This is a genomic window from Nonomuraea sp. NPDC050790 (assembly GCF_044456745.1).
In the GTDB taxonomy this organism is placed as follows: domain Bacteria; phylum Actinomycetota; class Actinomycetes; order Streptosporangiales; family Streptosporangiaceae; genus Nonomuraea.
In genome coordinates, this window is record NZ_JBITGF010000011.1 from 115,019 (window position 1) to 128,973 (window position 13,955).

General features: G+C 71.5%; 15 protein-coding genes. 10 read left to right on the forward strand and 5 right to left on the reverse strand.

Annotated features, from left to right (window positions below):
• Positions 1–59 precede the first annotated feature (59 nt).
• Positions 60–770 carry a dienelactone hydrolase family protein gene (locus tag ACIBEJ_RS43130; RefSeq protein ID WP_397188758.1) on the reverse strand — a complete coding sequence of 237 codons (711 nt, stop codon included), beginning with the start codon at positions 768–770 and terminating at the stop codon, positions 60–62.
• Positions 771–848: 78 nt separating this feature from the next.
• Between ACIBEJ_RS43130 and ACIBEJ_RS43135 the strand changes: the two genes are divergently transcribed.
• The 8 genes from ACIBEJ_RS43135 (at position 849) to ACIBEJ_RS43170 (ending at position 7,256) form a co-directional block, all read left to right on the forward strand.
• Positions 849–1,643 (forward strand): 2-keto-4-pentenoate hydratase, encoded by a 795-nt coding sequence (locus tag ACIBEJ_RS43135; RefSeq protein WP_397188759.1) that lies wholly within the window; start codon positions 849–851, stop codon positions 1,641–1,643.
• A gap of 14 nt (positions 1,644–1,657) precedes the next feature.
• The gene (locus tag ACIBEJ_RS43140; protein WP_397188760.1) at positions 1,658–2,170 is read left to right on the forward strand and encodes a 3-hydroxyanthranilate 3,4-dioxygenase; all 513 of its coding nucleotides are present in this window, start codon (positions 1,658–1,660) and stop codon (positions 2,168–2,170) included.
• Positions 2,171–2,236: 66 nt separating this feature from the next.
• Positions 2,237–3,361 carry an ABC transporter substrate-binding protein gene (locus ACIBEJ_RS43145; protein ID WP_397188761.1) on the forward strand — a complete coding sequence of 375 codons (1,125 nt, stop codon included), beginning with the start codon at positions 2,237–2,239 and terminating at the stop codon, positions 3,359–3,361.
• The gene (locus tag ACIBEJ_RS43150; RefSeq protein ID WP_397188762.1) at positions 3,358–4,215 is read left to right on the forward strand and encodes a branched-chain amino acid ABC transporter permease; all 858 of its coding nucleotides are present in this window, start codon (positions 3,358–3,360) and stop codon (positions 4,213–4,215) included. Before ACIBEJ_RS43145 ends, ACIBEJ_RS43150 begins: the two co-directional genes overlap by 4 nt.
• Positions 4,212–5,138 carry a branched-chain amino acid ABC transporter permease gene (locus ACIBEJ_RS43155; RefSeq protein WP_397188763.1) on the forward strand — a complete coding sequence of 309 codons (927 nt, stop codon included), beginning with the start codon at positions 4,212–4,214 and terminating at the stop codon, positions 5,136–5,138. The genes ACIBEJ_RS43150 and ACIBEJ_RS43155 overlap by 4 nt, the downstream gene beginning before the upstream one ends.
• On the forward strand, positions 5,122–5,847 hold the full coding sequence (locus ACIBEJ_RS43160) for an ABC transporter ATP-binding protein (RefSeq protein ID WP_397188764.1): 726 nt from the start codon (positions 5,122–5,124) through the stop codon (positions 5,845–5,847). Before ACIBEJ_RS43155 ends, ACIBEJ_RS43160 begins: the two co-directional genes overlap by 17 nt.
• Positions 5,847–6,539: an ABC transporter ATP-binding protein gene (locus ACIBEJ_RS43165; protein ID WP_397188765.1), complete on the forward strand. Its 693-nt coding sequence runs from the start codon at positions 5,847–5,849 to the stop codon at positions 6,537–6,539. Before ACIBEJ_RS43160 ends, ACIBEJ_RS43165 begins: the two co-directional genes overlap by 1 nt.
• Positions 6,540–6,668: 129 nt before the next feature.
• Positions 6,669–7,256 (forward strand): LysE family translocator, encoded by a 588-nt coding sequence (locus ACIBEJ_RS43170; protein ID WP_397188766.1) that lies wholly within the window; start codon positions 6,669–6,671, stop codon positions 7,254–7,256.
• On the opposite strand, the gene ACIBEJ_RS43175 is transcribed toward ACIBEJ_RS43170, so the two are convergent.
• Complete coding sequence (locus ACIBEJ_RS43175; protein WP_397188767.1) at positions 7,236–7,610, reverse strand: MmcQ/YjbR family DNA-binding protein; 375 nt, start codon at positions 7,608–7,610, stop codon at positions 7,236–7,238. The genes ACIBEJ_RS43170 and ACIBEJ_RS43175 overlap by 21 nt on opposite strands.
• 238 nt (positions 7,611–7,848) lie before the next feature.
• Complete coding sequence (locus ACIBEJ_RS43180) at positions 7,849–8,886, reverse strand: DUF2293 domain-containing protein (RefSeq protein ID WP_397188768.1); 1,038 nt, start codon at positions 8,884–8,886, stop codon at positions 7,849–7,851.
• A gap of 94 nt (positions 8,887–8,980) precedes the next feature.
• On the opposite strand from ACIBEJ_RS43180, the gene ACIBEJ_RS43185 reads away from it, so the two are divergent.
• Together ACIBEJ_RS43185 and ACIBEJ_RS43190 are read left to right on the forward strand one after the other, a co-directional pair.
• Entirely contained in the window at positions 8,981–9,919 is a 939-nt protein-coding gene (locus ACIBEJ_RS43185) for an FKBP-type peptidyl-prolyl cis-trans isomerase (RefSeq protein WP_397188769.1), read from the forward strand.
• Between the two features lie 43 nt (positions 9,920–9,962).
• Positions 9,963–11,507 (forward strand): AMP-binding protein, encoded by a 1,545-nt coding sequence (locus ACIBEJ_RS43190; RefSeq protein WP_397188770.1) that lies wholly within the window; start codon positions 9,963–9,965, stop codon positions 11,505–11,507.
• Between the two features lie 86 nt (positions 11,508–11,593).
• Here the strand turns inward: ACIBEJ_RS43190 and ACIBEJ_RS43195 are convergent, their stop codons facing one another.
• Together ACIBEJ_RS43195 and ACIBEJ_RS43200 are read right to left on the reverse strand one after the other, a co-directional pair.
• Positions 11,594–12,955 (reverse strand): N-acetylmuramoyl-L-alanine amidase, encoded by a 1,362-nt coding sequence (locus tag ACIBEJ_RS43195; RefSeq protein ID WP_397188771.1) that lies wholly within the window; start codon positions 12,953–12,955, stop codon positions 11,594–11,596.
• On the reverse strand, positions 12,952–13,875 hold the full coding sequence (locus ACIBEJ_RS43200; protein ID WP_397188772.1) for a M23 family metallopeptidase: 924 nt from the start codon (positions 13,873–13,875) through the stop codon (positions 12,952–12,954). Before ACIBEJ_RS43200 ends, ACIBEJ_RS43195 begins: the two co-directional genes overlap by 4 nt.
• Positions 13,876–13,955 lie beyond the last annotated feature (80 nt).

The following is a 13,955-nucleotide window of genomic DNA, read 5'->3' on the forward strand; positions in this document are numbered from 1 at the left end:
ACGGGGAAGTGGCGTACCAGACAGGGTGTGTGGGGGCCGTGTGCAGCTTTCGTGCACGCCTATTTCGGGTGGACCGGAATATGCTCCCCGAGGAAGCCGACGGCCACCCGCCAGAGGTCGGCCGCGGCCTCCGGGTGGTGGAAGTCGGGGGCCTCATGGTTGTGGAATGCGTGTCCGGCCCGCTCGTCCACGTACACCCGGACGTTGGCCCGTCCCTGCGCGGCCCGCTCCACCTCGGCCACCCGCTCGCGCGGGATGTAGGGGTCGGCGCCGCCGAAGGCCAGCAGCAGGGGAGCGTCGATGCGGTCCATGAGGGCGAGCGAGTCGGGCACCTGCGAGCCGTAGAACGACAGCACCGCGTCCATCGGTTCGGCGGCGGCCAGCGCGAAGTTCAGCGAGCCGCCCAGGCAGATGCCGAGCGAGCCCACGCCGCCCTCCACCTCGGGCATCGCCCGCAGGTGCGCCAGCGTCGTGCCGCTGTCGGCCACGCCCTGGGCGGCGTCGAACTCGCTGGCCACCTCGATCGAGGACTGGAGGCCGGCCATGTCGTGCGCGCCCTGCCAGTTGCGCCGCACCCGCCAGAACAGGTCGGGCGCGGCCACGACGTAGCCGAGCGCGGCCAGGTCCTCCGCGACCTTCCTGATGTACGGCCCGACGCCCCAGACCTCCTGCAACAGCAGGATCCCCGGCCCCCGGCCGGAGCCGGGCAGCCAGACGTGGACGTCGAAGGAGCCGTCGTGGGCATGAGCCTGATCGGTACGCGTTCGCATGGAGGGCAGGGTAATTGGCGTAGATCGCCCGCAGGGGAGACGATGGCAAGAGGCCACCGGAAGGCTGGAGTGATTCTGATGCACGACGAATGGTCCGAAGCGGTGGACGTGCGCACCCAGGCGGCCGACCGGCTGCTGGAGGCGGAGCGGTCGGGCAAGCCGTGCCCGCCGGTCCGCGACCTGGTCGGGTCGGTGCGGGACGGCTACGCCGTACAGGAGATCAACACGCGGCGCGCGCTCCAGGAGGGGCGCAGGATCGTCGGGCGCAAGGTCGGCATGACCAACGCGGAGGTACGCGGCCGGTTCGGCATCGGCGAGCCGGACTACGGGATGTTGTTCCATGACCGCGCCCGGCTCGACGGGCAGCCGATCCCGATCGGGGACTTCCTGCAGCCGAGGGTCGAGGGCGAGGTGGCGTTCGTGCTGAAGGAGGACCTGGAGGGCGGGCCGTTCACCGCGGCCGAGGTGATCAGGGCGGTGGACTTCGCGCTGGCCGCCATCGAGGTGGCCGACTCCAGGATCGAGGGCTGGGACATCACCCCGGCCGACACGATCGCCGACAACGCCTCCGGCGGCGCCTTCGTCCTGGGCAACGACCCTCGTGACCTGCGCGGGCTCGACCTGCGTACGGCGGGCATGACGATGACGCGCAACGGCGAGGAGGTGTCGTCGGGGTCGGGCGCGCAGGTCATGGACCACCCGCTCAACGCGCTGGTCTGGCTGGCGGGCGCGGTGGGGCGTTCGGCGTCGCCGCTGCGCGCGGGCGACGTGGTGCTGACCGGGACGCTGGGCCCCTTCGTGGCGCCCGTCGCGGGGGACGCCTTCGAGGTGCGGATCGACGGGCTCGGCTCGGTGCGGGCCGTGTTCGAGTGACGTGAGGAGACGAGATGCTGCCCCCCATCGACTTCGGCAAGTGGATCGAGGAGCATGAGCACCTGCTCAAGCCGCCCGTGGGCAACAAGCTGGTGTTCGAGGAGGCCGGCGACTTCATCGTGATGGTCGTCGGCGGGCCCAACCAGCGCACCGACTTCCACGTGGACCCGTACGAGGAGCTGTTCTTTCAGATCAAGGGGAACATGCGCCTCAACGTGATGACGCCGGAGGGCCCAGACACCGTGCACATCCGCGAGGGTCAGATGTGGCTGCTTCCGGCCAACCTGCCGCACTCGCCGCAGCGGGAGGCGAACTCGGTCGGCCTGGTCGTGGAGAAGATCCGCGAGGAGGGACGGCTGGAGACGTTCCAGTGGTACTGCCAGGAGTGCGGGGCCAAGGTGCACGAGGTGGAACTCCAGGTGCGGGACATCGTCAAAGACCTGCCGCCGGTTTTCGCCGCCTTCTACGCCGACGAAACCGCGCGGACCTGCCGAGACTGCGGAGCGCTGCATCCGGGCAAGGGATAGCGCCCTTCCCTTCCGCCGCCGCACGCGCGAGGATCTCGGAAACGCACGCGGCAGCGGGAGCCTCCGATGAGATTTGCCTTGCTCGCTCTGACCGTCGCGCTGGCCTCGGGATGCGGCGGCGCGGCCACTCAGCAGGCGGCGGACGAGTCCGTGGTGAAGGTCGGCGCCATCATCTCCCAGACCGGCGTGTACGCGGCGCTCGGCGATGACATGGAAACCGCCATGCGCCTCTACCTCGACGAGCACGGCGGCAAGCTCGGCGGCAAGACGGCGCGGCTGATCGTCGCCGACGACGCCGGCACCCCGGAGACCGGCCAGCAGAAGGCCAGGCAGCTCACCCTCCAGGACCAGGTGAACGTCATCACCGGCCTGATCGCCTCCCCGGTCGCGGTGGCCGTGGCCAAGGAGGCCGCGGCGCAGAAGACGCCCGTGGTCATCGCCAACGCCGGCGCCGACGCGCTCGGTGGCCCCGGCGTCTTCCGCGTCTCCTACACCAACTACATGCACGGGTACGCCGCCGGCCGCTACGCCGCGCAGACCTACGGCAAGGACGGCGCGGTGCTCATGGGCGCCGACTACTCGGCGGGCACCGAGACCCTGAAGGGCTTCGCCGAGGGCTACGCCAAGGGCGGCGGCGCCGAGCCGCTGAAGGAGATCCTCACCCCGTTCGGCAAGACCCAGAACTTCCAGCCGTACCTCAGCCAGATCCCCGCGGAGGCGAAGTTCCTCTATGTCTTCTACGCCGGCGGCGAGGCCATCACGTTCGCCAAGAACTTCAAGCAGTTCGGCTACGACAAGAAGCTCAAGCTGCTGACCTGCCAGAACATCACCGACGAGGACGTGCTGCAGGCGATCGGCGCCGACGCCGAGGGCATCACCAGCGTCGGCCTGTACTCGCCCGCGCTGGACAACCCGGACAACCAGGCGTTCACCGCCAAGTGGAAGGCCAAGACCGGCAAGAACCCGTCGGTGGTCGCGCTGCAGAGCTGGGACGCCATGAGCCTCATCGACCAGGCGGCCAAGCGCGGCGGCGACCTGTCGCAGGCGCTGGGCCAGGTGGGCGAGATCGCCAGCCCGCGCGGGACGTTCACGCTGGACGCCAAGCACAATCCCGTGCAGAACTGGTACGTCCGCGAGTACTCCGGCGGCGTGAACAAGGTCGTGGCCACCATCGCGCCGGAGCCCTCGTGAGCCTGCTCGTCAACGCGTTCGACGGGCTGGCGTTCGGGGCGCTGCTGTTCGTGCTCGCGGTCGGGCTGACCCTGATCTACGGCATGCTCGACGTGCTCAACCTGGCCCACGGCGCCCTCTACATGGCCGGCGGCTACGTCGCCTACCTGCTTCTCGGCGGCGCCTCGGTCTCGCTGGGGATGTGGGCGGGGGCCGCGCTGCTCGTGGCCGTGCTCGGGGTGGCGCTCGGCGGCGCGCTGTCGGCGGCGATGCTCCCGCTGCGCGGGCGGGGCCACCTGGACCAGGCCCTGCTCACGCTGGGGCTGGCGATCCTGCTGTCGGAGTTTCTGCTCGGCGTCGTGGACAGGGGCTTCCACACGCTCCCGCCGCCGGCCGGCCTCGACGGCAGCGTCCTGGGCGACTATCCCGTCTACCGGGTGGCGGTGATCGCGGCCGGGCTGGTCATCGGCGGGGTCGTGTACTGGGTCTTCGAGCGGACCAAGGCCGGCGCGCTGGTCAGGGCCGCGGTGGACGATCCCGGCATGCTCGCGGCGATCGGCGTGGACGTCGGCCGGGTCCGATTATCGGTCATGCTGGCCGGCTGCGGGCTGGCCACGTTCGCGGGGGTGCTCGGGCTGCCGCTGCTCAACCTGCGTGCCGGGCTGGACAGCGAGGTGCTGGTGCTGGCGCTGATCGTCATCGTGATCGGCGGGCTGGCCTCCGTCCGCGGGGCCGTGGCGGGGGCGCTGCTGGTCGGGCAGGTGCAGACGGTCGGGGTGGCGCTGGTGCCGGAGTTGGCGGCGTACCTGCTGTTCGCGGCCATGGCCGCGGTGCTCCTGTGGAGCCCTTCCGGGCTGTTCGGGAGGGCCGGGTGAGGGCACTTCCCCTGGCTGCCGCGGTGGTGCTGGCGGCGCTGCCGTTCGTGCTGGGGGCCTATGAGCTCAGCCTGCTCACCGGCGGGCTGGCCTACGGGCTGATGGCCGCGAGCCTCGCCTTCCTCGTCGGGCACGCCGGGCTGCCGTCGCTCGGGCACGCCGCCTTTCTCGGGGTGGGCGCCTACGCCGCCGGGCTGACGGCCAAGCACCTCAGCGAGTCGGCGGTGGTGCAGCTCGGCGCGGCGGTGCTGGCTGGGGTGGTGTTCGCGCTGGTCACCGGGTGGTTCGCGGTGCGTACCCGGGGGTTCTTCTTCCTGATGTTCACGCTGGCGATCGGGGAGGTCGCGGTCCAGGCGGCCACGCGGTCCAGCCGGGTCACGGGCGGGGACAACGGCCTGGACGGCATTCCGGTCAGCTCGTTGTTCGGGCTGGAGTCGGCGATGCCGTACGTCGTGGTCTTCTACTGGTGGGCGCTGGCGGTGGTCGCGGCCGGGTTCGCGGTGCTGGCGCTGGTGCGGCGCGGGCCGCTCGGCGCGGCCGTGGCGGGCGCGCGCGAGAACGAGGCGCGGATGGCCGCGTTCGGCTACTCCGTCCCAGGGGTACGGCTGGCCGCCGTCACCGTGGCCGGAGCGGTGTGCGCGGCGGGCGGCGCGCTGGTGGCGCAGAAGGACACCTTCGTGGCCCCGACCCACCTGGGCGTGGGCGTCTCCGTGCTGCTGCTGGTCATGGTGCTGCTCGGCGGCAGGAACTCGCTGGCGGGGCCCGCGCTGGCCGCGGCCGGGCTGGTCGTGCTGCGCGACGCCTCCTCGGGGGCGCTGGGCGACAAGTGGCTGCTGGTCGAGGGGGCGTTGTTCGTGCTGTGTGTCTACCTGCTGCCCGAGGGGCTCGCCGGGCTGTGGAGGAAACGTGCTGGCGCTGCGTGAGCTGACCGTGCGCTACGGGGCGCTGGCCGCCGTGGACCGGGTCTCCCTGTCCGTCGAGGCGGGCGAGCGCAGGGCGCTCATCGGGCCCAACGGGGCGGGGAAGTCGACGGTGTTCGCGGCGGTCGCGGGGGCGCTGCGGCCGTCGGCGGGGCGGATCGAGTTCGCCGGGCGGGACGTGACCAGGCTGTCCGAGGCGCGCAGGGCCCGGCTCGGGATCGGGCGGACGTTCCAGCACAGCAGCCTGTTCACCGGGCTGAGCTGCCTGGAGAACGTGGCGCTCGCCGTACGCGCGAGACAGGGGGTGGGGCTGCGGGCGTGGCTGCCGCGCGGGCGGCGCGCCGAGGTCGAACGGGAGGCGGCGGGACACCTCGCGGCGATGGGCGTCGAGCCCGGCGGCACGGCGGGCGCGCTCTCCCACGGGCAGGGACGGCGGCTGGAGGTGGCGATGGCGCTGGCCGCGCGGCCCCGGCTGCTGCTGCTCGACGAACCGGCGGCGGGCATGTCCGCGGCCGAGAGCGCGGAGCTGGCCGGACTGGTGCGCGCGCTGCCCGCCGAGCTCACCGTGATGATCGTGGAGCACGACCTGGACCTGGTCTTCGCCGTCGCCTCCCGGGTGACCGTGCTCGCGGCCGGCCAGGTGATCGCCGACGGCACGCCCGCGGAGGTACGCGCCTCCCGCGCGGTCCAGAAAGCCTATTTGGGGACCTGATGCTGACCGTCCAGGATCTCACCGCCGGATACGGCACCGCCCAGGTCCTCCACGGCGCCGACCTCACACTCGACCAGGGCCGGGCCGTGGCCGTGCTGGGGCGCAACGGCGTCGGCAAGTCCACGTTCGTGCACGCGCTGATGGGCCTGGTCAAGCCCTGGTCCGGGTCGGTCAGCCTGGCCGGGCGCGAGCTGGCCGGCCTGGACACGCGGCGCATCGCCCAGGCGGGCGTGCGGATCGTGCCGCAGGGACGCCGGGTGTTCCGCTCGCTGACGGTCGAGGAGACGCTGGCGATCTCCCGCGCTCCCGGCGACTGGACGGTCGAGCGGATCTACCAGACCTTCCCCGCCCTGGCCGCGCGCCGCCGGCACCGCGGCGACCAGCTCTCCGGCGGCGAGCAGGAGATGCTGGCGATCGGCCGCGCGCTGCTCGGCAACCCGCGCCTGCTGCTGCTCGACGAGCCGTCGGAGGGCCTGGCGCCCCTTCTGGTCGAGGAGCTCGGCGTCGTGCTGGCCGGGCTGCGGGAGACGGGGATCTCGGTGGTGCTGGTCGAGCAGAACCTCCGGCTGGCGCTGGAGGTCGCCGACGAGGTCAGGTGCATGGTGAAGGGCCGGTTCGTGTACGCGGCGCCGGCCGGGGAGTTCGCCGGTGACACGGCGGCGATCGCCGCGTACCTGGGGGTCGGGTCGTGAGGGCCTGTCGCGTCACCTAAGATTAGGTCCGCCCACAAGGCATATTTGTGTTCACCCGCGTTCTCGTGCGGCCTGCACACCAGCGGGTTGGCGGGAGCGCGCCCCCAGTGTTCCCGGGAGACCCCCGCCATGCTGCTGACCTTCACGGTCACCGCCCTGATCATGATCATGATTCCCGGGCCGGACGCCGCGCTCATCATGCGCAGCTCGCTCGCGCACGGTCGTGCCGCCGGGCTCCTCACCATGGCCGGTGGGCTGCTCGGGCTCGCGGTGCACGCCGTCGCCGCCGCGATCGGGCTGTCGGCCCTGCTCGCCGCCTCGCCCACCGCCTTCTCGGTGTTGCGGTGGCTGGGGGTGGCGTACCTGTTCTGGCTGGGCGTGCAGGGGCTCAGGGCCCGCGCCGCCCTCGCGCCCGCCGCCGCCGGGCCCGTCGCGGGGACGGCGGCGCGGCACGTGCGCAACGGGTTCCTGTCGAACCTGCTCAATCCCAAGGTGCTGCTGTTCTTCGTGACGTTCCTGCCGCAGTTCATGGAGGGGGCGGCGCCGTTGCTGCTGTCGGCGATCTTCGCGGGGCTCTACGCGCTGTGGTTCAGCTTCTACAACGTGGTCGTGGACAGGGTGGGCGCGTTGCTGCGCCGGCCCAGGGTGCGTGCGCGGGTGGAGCGGGTGACGGGGCTGCTGCTCGTCGGGTTCGCGCTACGACTGGCCGTCCAATAGCTTGATCGCCCTTTTCGGGGCGATGGCCCGGTAGCTCTCCTCGACCCAGTCGAGCAGGATCTCGGTCTCCGGCAGTTCGCTCATGAACGGGACCGTGACCCAGCCGGCCTTGCCGAGGCCGTAGCCGCTGGGCTGGGCGCCTTCGACGGTGAGCGCGTGGCCGTGGGTCTCCGACAGGAGCTTCACGCCGAAGGTCGGGTCCCACTTCTCGGTAGGCTCGTCCATGCCGAGGAAGAGGAAGACCTTCTTGTTCACCTTGATGACCGATTCGCCCCATGGATGGTCTTCATGAGTCTCCGGCAGGCTAAGTGCGAAATTTCGTAGTTCGTCCCTGATGTCGTGCCAATCGCGCATGTGATAGACGCTATCCCGTGACGGTCGACGAACTCATGGACATCCTCACCCGCTGCGAAAACGCCTGGGACAGCCCCACGTCTCGCCCGCAGGGGTTCTGCACGCGGCCGTGCGAGCATGCCTCGCATGTGCAGGATGGTCGGCGCCTCGCTCCTTGCCAGGGCGGTGTCCGATCTCTCCGACCGGCTCCTGGAGGCGGTAGTCGGGCAGTTGGAGCGGCGCGTGTAGCCCCTGGGGTTCAGCGGCGGAAGTCGGTGAGTTTGGCGGCTATGGTGTCGCGGATGCGGTCGCGGGCCTCGTGGCGGGGGACGCCGGACATGAGCAGGCGGTCGTAGTCGGTGTCCTGGTGGCGGATCGAGGCGACCACGGCCAGGGTGATGGCGTTCTCGTCCAGGGCTCGCGCGGCGGTGGAGCGGCCTACTCTGCCGCTGCCGCGCTGGCCGGCGTGTTCGGCGATCTCGCGGGCCCGTTCGGCGGGGCAGCCGGGGAACAGGCGGGCTATCTCGGCGGCCATCCTGGTCTGGTACTCCACGTCCTGCTCGGCCCGGCGGACTCGGTCGCGGTCGCGGCGGCGCAGCCGTACCTCCTCGTCGGCCAGGCAGGACTCCTCGGCCAGCGCCAGTGCGGACTCCTCCACCAGCACGCCCACGCGCTGGTAGATCTTGCGGCGGCGGTTGAACTCGACCACCACGGCCGACAGGACGCTCTCCTTCTTCGCGCGGCGGCTCAGGGTGGCGTTTCCAGCGGGTAGCAGGACCAGGTGGTCCAGGTCGGTACAGGTCAGGCAGTGCGGGCGGTCCTCTTCCATGATCAGGAAGTCGCCGGTGTCGCCGCACTCGGCGCAGGTCCACGCGTTGGCGGGCCTCACGGCGACGAGGTCGGGGGCCTTGGCCTGGCGTTCGGTGATCTGCTTGACGCGGGCGTCGCTGAGGTCGGGGGACAGCCAGTGTGTGCGGTAGGGCTCCTGGTCGCCGTCCTTGGTGAAGCGCAGGTCGCGGCGGTCGCGGCTGCTGGAGACGTACGGCGCCGCCACCGGCCGCAGGCCCTTGCCCACGGCCCACTCGCGCAGGAGCGCGGCGGCGTCGAGCAGGCGGTCGTCGTCCACGGCGGCCAGGTCGGACAGCGTCGCGGCCCGGCCCTGGCGCCAGGTGTCGACGTGGCGCGTGTGCAGCCAGCGCAGGCCGGTGACGACGTCGACGAAGGTCACGTATTTGCGGTGGGTCAGCGCGATCTCGGCCGCTTCCGCCACCCGCCGCGCGAGGTTGGGCCTGCTCACCCACCCAGCATGCCGCATCCGGGGAGGGCGTTGGCCGAGTGGTTTTGGGGGGAGATGCCAATCCCTTGGAGTGATCGCGGCAAAGAAGCGAAGTGTGCGACTGATCTGGTTTGCCGCAGTCCTGCTCGCCGCCTCCTGCGGGCTCGCCACACCTACCCCGAGCGTGTCCGGCGCCTTCGGGACCAGGCCGGTCATCAGCCTGCCCACCGGGCCGCCCGATCCCGAGCCTCGGGTGACCGTGCTGTGGGAGGGCGGGGGGCGGGTGACGCGGCCGGGCGACGTGGTGGTGACCGACGTCGAGGTACGCCGGTGGGAGGGCAACCAGCCGTACCTGAACACCTATGACACGCGCCAGCCCGCCACCGTCCTGCCCGGCGACGGACAGGCGCCGAAAGCCTGGCGCGAGGCGCTGGTCGGGCACGCGGCGGGCAGCCGGGTGATGCTGGTGGGCCCGGCGGGCGACGGGGCGTTGCCAAAGGACGGCCTGGCGGGTGGCGGGGCGTTGCCAAAGGACGGCCTGGCGGGTGGCGGGGCGTTGCCAAAGAGTGGTCTGGTGGGTGGCGGGGTGTTGTCCGGGGTCGCTCCGCCGTTGCCGGGGGGTGGGGAGACGTTGGTGGTGGTGTTTGACATTCTGGGTGGGTATCCGGCTGATGCCCGTCTTCTGGGCAAAGGGGTGCCCGATCTGCCGGCGGACCTCCAGGCGTCCGGGCCCTCGCGTACGCTCATCGACGGCTCAGGGCCCATGGTCGAGCGGGGTGCCAAGATCGTGGTGCAGTATGTCGGCGCTCGCTGGCCCACGCGGACCGTGTTCGACTCCTCCCACCGCCGCGGCGGCCCGCGCGGCTTCACGCTGGTGCCAGGCGCGGTACCGCCCGGCTGGGTCGAGGCGCTGACCGGCAAGGCCGTCGGCAGCCGCGTGGCCGTCACCGTCCCGGCCACGGCCACCAAGGGCTTCACCGCCACCACGGGCGGCATCGGCGTCCCGGGCGGTGGACCGCTCCTTTACGTCGTGGACATCATCGACACCATCTGACGGGTCTGGACAAGAGGCGGTACGGCCTGCGCAACCTTGACCGGTGAGCCGCACTTTCAACCTGGCCGACCTGTTCGAGGGCGTGGCGCGGGCGGTGCCGGAACGGACGGCGCTGGTCGCGGGCGAGCGCCGCCTCACCTACCGCGAGCTGGACGAACGCGCCACCAGGTTCGCCTGCCACCTCAGCGGCATGCGGGTCGGGCGCGGCGACAGGGTCGGCATCCTCGCGCGCAACCGGGCCGAGTGGAAGGAGAGCGAACTGGCCTGCTTCAAGCTGCGGGCGGTGCCGGTGAACCTCGACCACCGCTGCCGCGAGGAGCACCTCACGCACGTGCTGCGCGACTCCGGCTGCACGGCGCTCGTGGGCGAGGCGGGGCTGCTGGAGCGGGTGCCGTGGTTCACGAACACCATCGCGTACGGCCCGCCGTACGAGAGGGCGGTGGCCCTTCCCCGCAGCCTGCCGGAACCTGAGGAGCGGTCCGGCGACGATCACTACCTGATCTACACGGCGGGCACCACCGGCCGGCCGAAGGGTGTGCTCTGGCGGCAGGAGGACGTGTTCTTCGCGGCGATGGGGTCGTTCGTGAGCGAGCCGGTCACCTCGGCGGAGCAGGTCGCCGAGAACGCGGCGGCGGGGGCCGGGCTGCGCACGCTGGTCTGCGCGCCGCTCGCCCAGGCGGCCGGGCAGTGGCTGAGCTGGACCTGCCACACCACGGGCGGCACGCTCATCCTGTGGACCGGGCACGGCTTCGACCCCCGCGCGGTGGTCAGGCTGGCGGAGGCGGAGCGGGCCCAGGTCATGTTGCTGACCGGCGACGCGATGGCCAGGCCGCTGCTGGCGGCGCTGCGGCCCGGTGAACCGGCCGGGCTCATGGCGGTGGTGACCGGCGCGGCGGCGATGTCGGCGGAGGTCAAGGCGGGGCTGCTGGCGGCGGTGCCGAGCCTCGCGGCGATCGTGGACGCACTGGCCGCCGCCGAGTCGGGCCTGACCTGCCAGGCGCTGGGCACCGCGGAGCCGGGTCCGGCCGCCGCGGCGACGGGCGCTGACTCGGAGGGGTTGGCCGGTCGGGCGGTGGGTGGTGGGTTCGGGTTGGCGGATGGCGCCGCCGTACTGGCTGACGGGTTTGAGCTTGCCGCGCCCGGCGAGGAGGGCGTGCTGGGCAGGACCGGGCGGGTGGCGCGCGGTTACTGGAACGGCGCGGACTTTCCCCACGACGGTCAGGGGCGCAGGTGGGCGGTGCAGGGGGATCTGGCCAGGGTCGAGGCGGACGGGAGTGTCACGTTGCTGGGCCGTGCGGCCAACGTGATCCGCACCGGTGGCGGGAAGGTGCGGGCGGAGGAGGTGGAGGCGGTGGTGCGGGCGCATCCGGCGGTGTACGACACGGTGGTGGTCGGCGGGTCCGGCGATCGGGTGACCGCGGTCGTGGCGCCGCTCGCGCCGCTGTCGCTGGAGGACCTCGCGGCGCACTGCGCGGGCCGGCTGGCCGCCCATCAGGTGCCGCGGGCGTTGCGGCTGGTCAGCGAGATCCACCGGAGCCCGGCCGGACAGCCCGACTACACCTGGGCCAGGTCCGTGGCCGAGGCCTAGAAGTGACGGAAGTGGCCCGCACATTGAACTCGCGCGTAGAAAAGGAGCGCGGTGCCGGGTCGGCGCCGCGCTCCCTCAGAAGACCGCTAGCCGCAGTGCTCGAACGGGCTCGTGTAGCTGGTCCCGCCCGCCGAACCGCCCCACCTGACGCACTTGTCCGGCGCGGCCGCTCTGACCGGCCCGGCGTAGTAGGAGAAGTTGCCGGAGTCGGTGGTCCTGGGGCTGCCCTGGACCTCCAGGAACGCGCTGGTCGCGGTGGCCGTGCCCAGCGCGGTGTGCTTGATCGTGACCACGCAGTTGTTGCCGTTGGTCGCGTTGTAGAGCAGATAGACCGTGCCCGCGCTGCCGAGGGCCTGCGAGTCGATCACCTTGTAGCCGCTGCCGCAGACCGACTCGGGCGTGTGCGGGTTGCCGCTGCCGCCGGTCACGTAGCTCATGAACTTGGTCCAGTTCCAGTTCGGACCCGGGTCGGTGTGGTCGTTGCCGGGCACCTCGACGTGGCCCACGATGTTCGCGCGGGTCTTCGGGATGCCGTAGCGGTCGGCGATGTTGCGGGTCAGCGCCGCCGACGCCCGGTACATCTGGTCGGTGAACCACGAGGCGTCGTTGATGAAGCCCTCGTGCTCGATGCCGACGCTGTTGGTGTTGGCGCCCTTGACGTGCCAGGCGATGTCCTTCTCCCGCACCATCTGGGTGATCTGCCCGTCGGACGAGCGCACCACGTAGTGGGAGGAAACCTTGGCCGCCGGGTTCTTGAACCAGGAGATCGTCCCGGCGTAGGAGCCCTGTGCCACGTGGATGACGATCTTGTTGATGGCCGCGCTGGACGGGCGGTTGGCGACCGTGTAGTTGGCGGTGCTGGCCGCCGACCACAGCGCGCCGGGGTAGTCGACCGCCGCCGCGGCGAACGGCGTGTAGTCCTCGCCGCGCTCCGGCTGCACCGGCTGCGCCTTGACGCGCACGCCGTTGGCCTCGAAGCCGCTGGACAGCGCCTCGTAGACGGCGTCGGCGTAGATGTTCGCGGTGCTCTTCGCGCCGCCGTACGCGCCGACGGCGGCGTACCACTTGGCCGGGTCCTTGCGCGCGCTCGCGTCCATGCCGAGCGCGTCCGCCTTGGCCCGCAGTACGGCGGCGCCGCCGAGCACGTTGGCCGCGTCGTCGGTCCTGAGCCGGTCGGCCGGGGTGGAGGTGATCCTGGCCGCCTCCTCCAGCGCCTTGGGAACCAGGTGCATCATGCCGTAGCCGCCGCTGGCGCTCGGCTCGCCCTGGTGCCCGTCGAGGTGGGTTTCTGCGTAGGCCAGCGCGGCGAGGAGGTCGCGCGGGACGTCGTAACCGCCGGCGGCCCTGTCGAAGGCGTCGGCGAGCGGGCTGGTTTCAGCGGAGGCCGTTGCGGCCTGCTGGCCGGACACCACGAGCAGTCCGGCCAGCAAGAGGATTCTCAGTTTCATGATCCACAATGCTCGAAGGGGGAGTCGTAGGAGGCGGTTCCGACCTTGCCGCCCCACTTGACGCATTTACCCGGCGCGGCGGCCCTGACCGGGCCCGCGTAGTAGCTGAAGTTGCCGGAGTCGGTTATCCGTGCGCTGCCTTGGACTTCCAGGTAGGCCGTCACCGGGGTGGCGCTGCCGAGCGAGACCTTCTTCAGCGTGACCACGCAGTTGTAGCCGTTGGAGTTGTTGTAGAGCAGGTAGACGGTGCCGCTGGTGCCGAGCGCGGCCGAGTCGACGACGCCGTAGCCGGCGCCGCAGACCTGCTCGGGGGTGTACGGGTTGCTGGACCCGCCGCAGTTCCTGGAGGTCAGCGTCTGGGCCGGGTAGCCGAAGGTGGTGCCGTTGAAGACGGCCTTGCGGATGTTGCCCGGGTAGCCTTCGCCCTGCCGTACCTCGTAGTGGAGGTGGGGGCTGATGTTGTTGCCCGGCGCGCTGGTCCTGCCCACGGTGCCGATCTGCTGGCCCTGGGAGACGGCCTGGCCCACGCTGACCGAGCGGACGTTCAGGTGGGCGTAGTAGGTGGCCCAGCCGCTGCCGTGGTCGATCTTGACCAGGTTGCCGTAGCGGTTGGTCGAGCCCTGGTGCGAGGAGATCACCACGGTGCCGGACGCTGCGGCGACCACGGGGTCGCCGAGGTCGGCGTCCGCGGTGCTGCCGCGGTTGAAGTCGATCTCCCACGACTGGTGGGCGCTGCTGGCGCTGGAGTTGCCGTTCCAGCTCTGCCCGCAGGGGAACGGAAGCTGGAAGTTGGTGGCAAGGATCTCCGCTTCGGCGGAGAACGGCTCTGGGTCGGCCGACGCGGCTGACCCCGTGGTCAGCATCGCGCCGAGGCTGAGTAAGAGGCTGACGCCTGCGACCACTGCTCCTCTGAGCTTCATGATGATCCTCTCGGGGGGTTCTGGGATCTCTGAGACCAGGGTGTGCATAAGCCGCACAAGAAACGTCCAGAACAGATACA

Coding starts and splice junctions, on each gene's coding strand:
- ACIBEJ_RS43130 (WP_397188758.1), bottom strand. CDS start 770: ATGCGAACGCGTACCGATCAGGCTCATGCCCACGACGGCTCCTTCGAC.
- ACIBEJ_RS43170 (WP_397188766.1), top strand. CDS start 6,669: ATGCTGCTGACCTTCACGGTCACCGCCCTGATCATGATCATGATTCCC.
- ACIBEJ_RS43135 (WP_397188759.1), top strand. CDS start 849: ATGCACGACGAATGGTCCGAAGCGGTGGACGTGCGCACCCAGGCGGCC.
- ACIBEJ_RS43175 (WP_397188767.1), bottom strand. CDS start 7,610: ATGCGCGATTGGCACGACATCAGGGACGAACTACGAAATTTCGCACTT.
- ACIBEJ_RS43140 (WP_397188760.1), top strand. CDS start 1,658: ATGCTGCCCCCCATCGACTTCGGCAAGTGGATCGAGGAGCATGAGCAC.
- ACIBEJ_RS43200 (WP_397188772.1), bottom strand. CDS start 13,875: ATGAAGCTCAGAGGAGCAGTGGTCGCAGGCGTCAGCCTCTTACTCAGC.
- ACIBEJ_RS43165 (WP_397188765.1), top strand. CDS start 5,847: ATGCTGACCGTCCAGGATCTCACCGCCGGATACGGCACCGCCCAGGTC.
- ACIBEJ_RS43145 (WP_397188761.1), top strand. CDS start 2,237: ATGAGATTTGCCTTGCTCGCTCTGACCGTCGCGCTGGCCTCGGGATGC.
- ACIBEJ_RS43195 (WP_397188771.1), bottom strand. CDS start 12,955: ATGAAACTGAGAATCCTCTTGCTGGCCGGACTGCTCGTGGTGTCCGGC.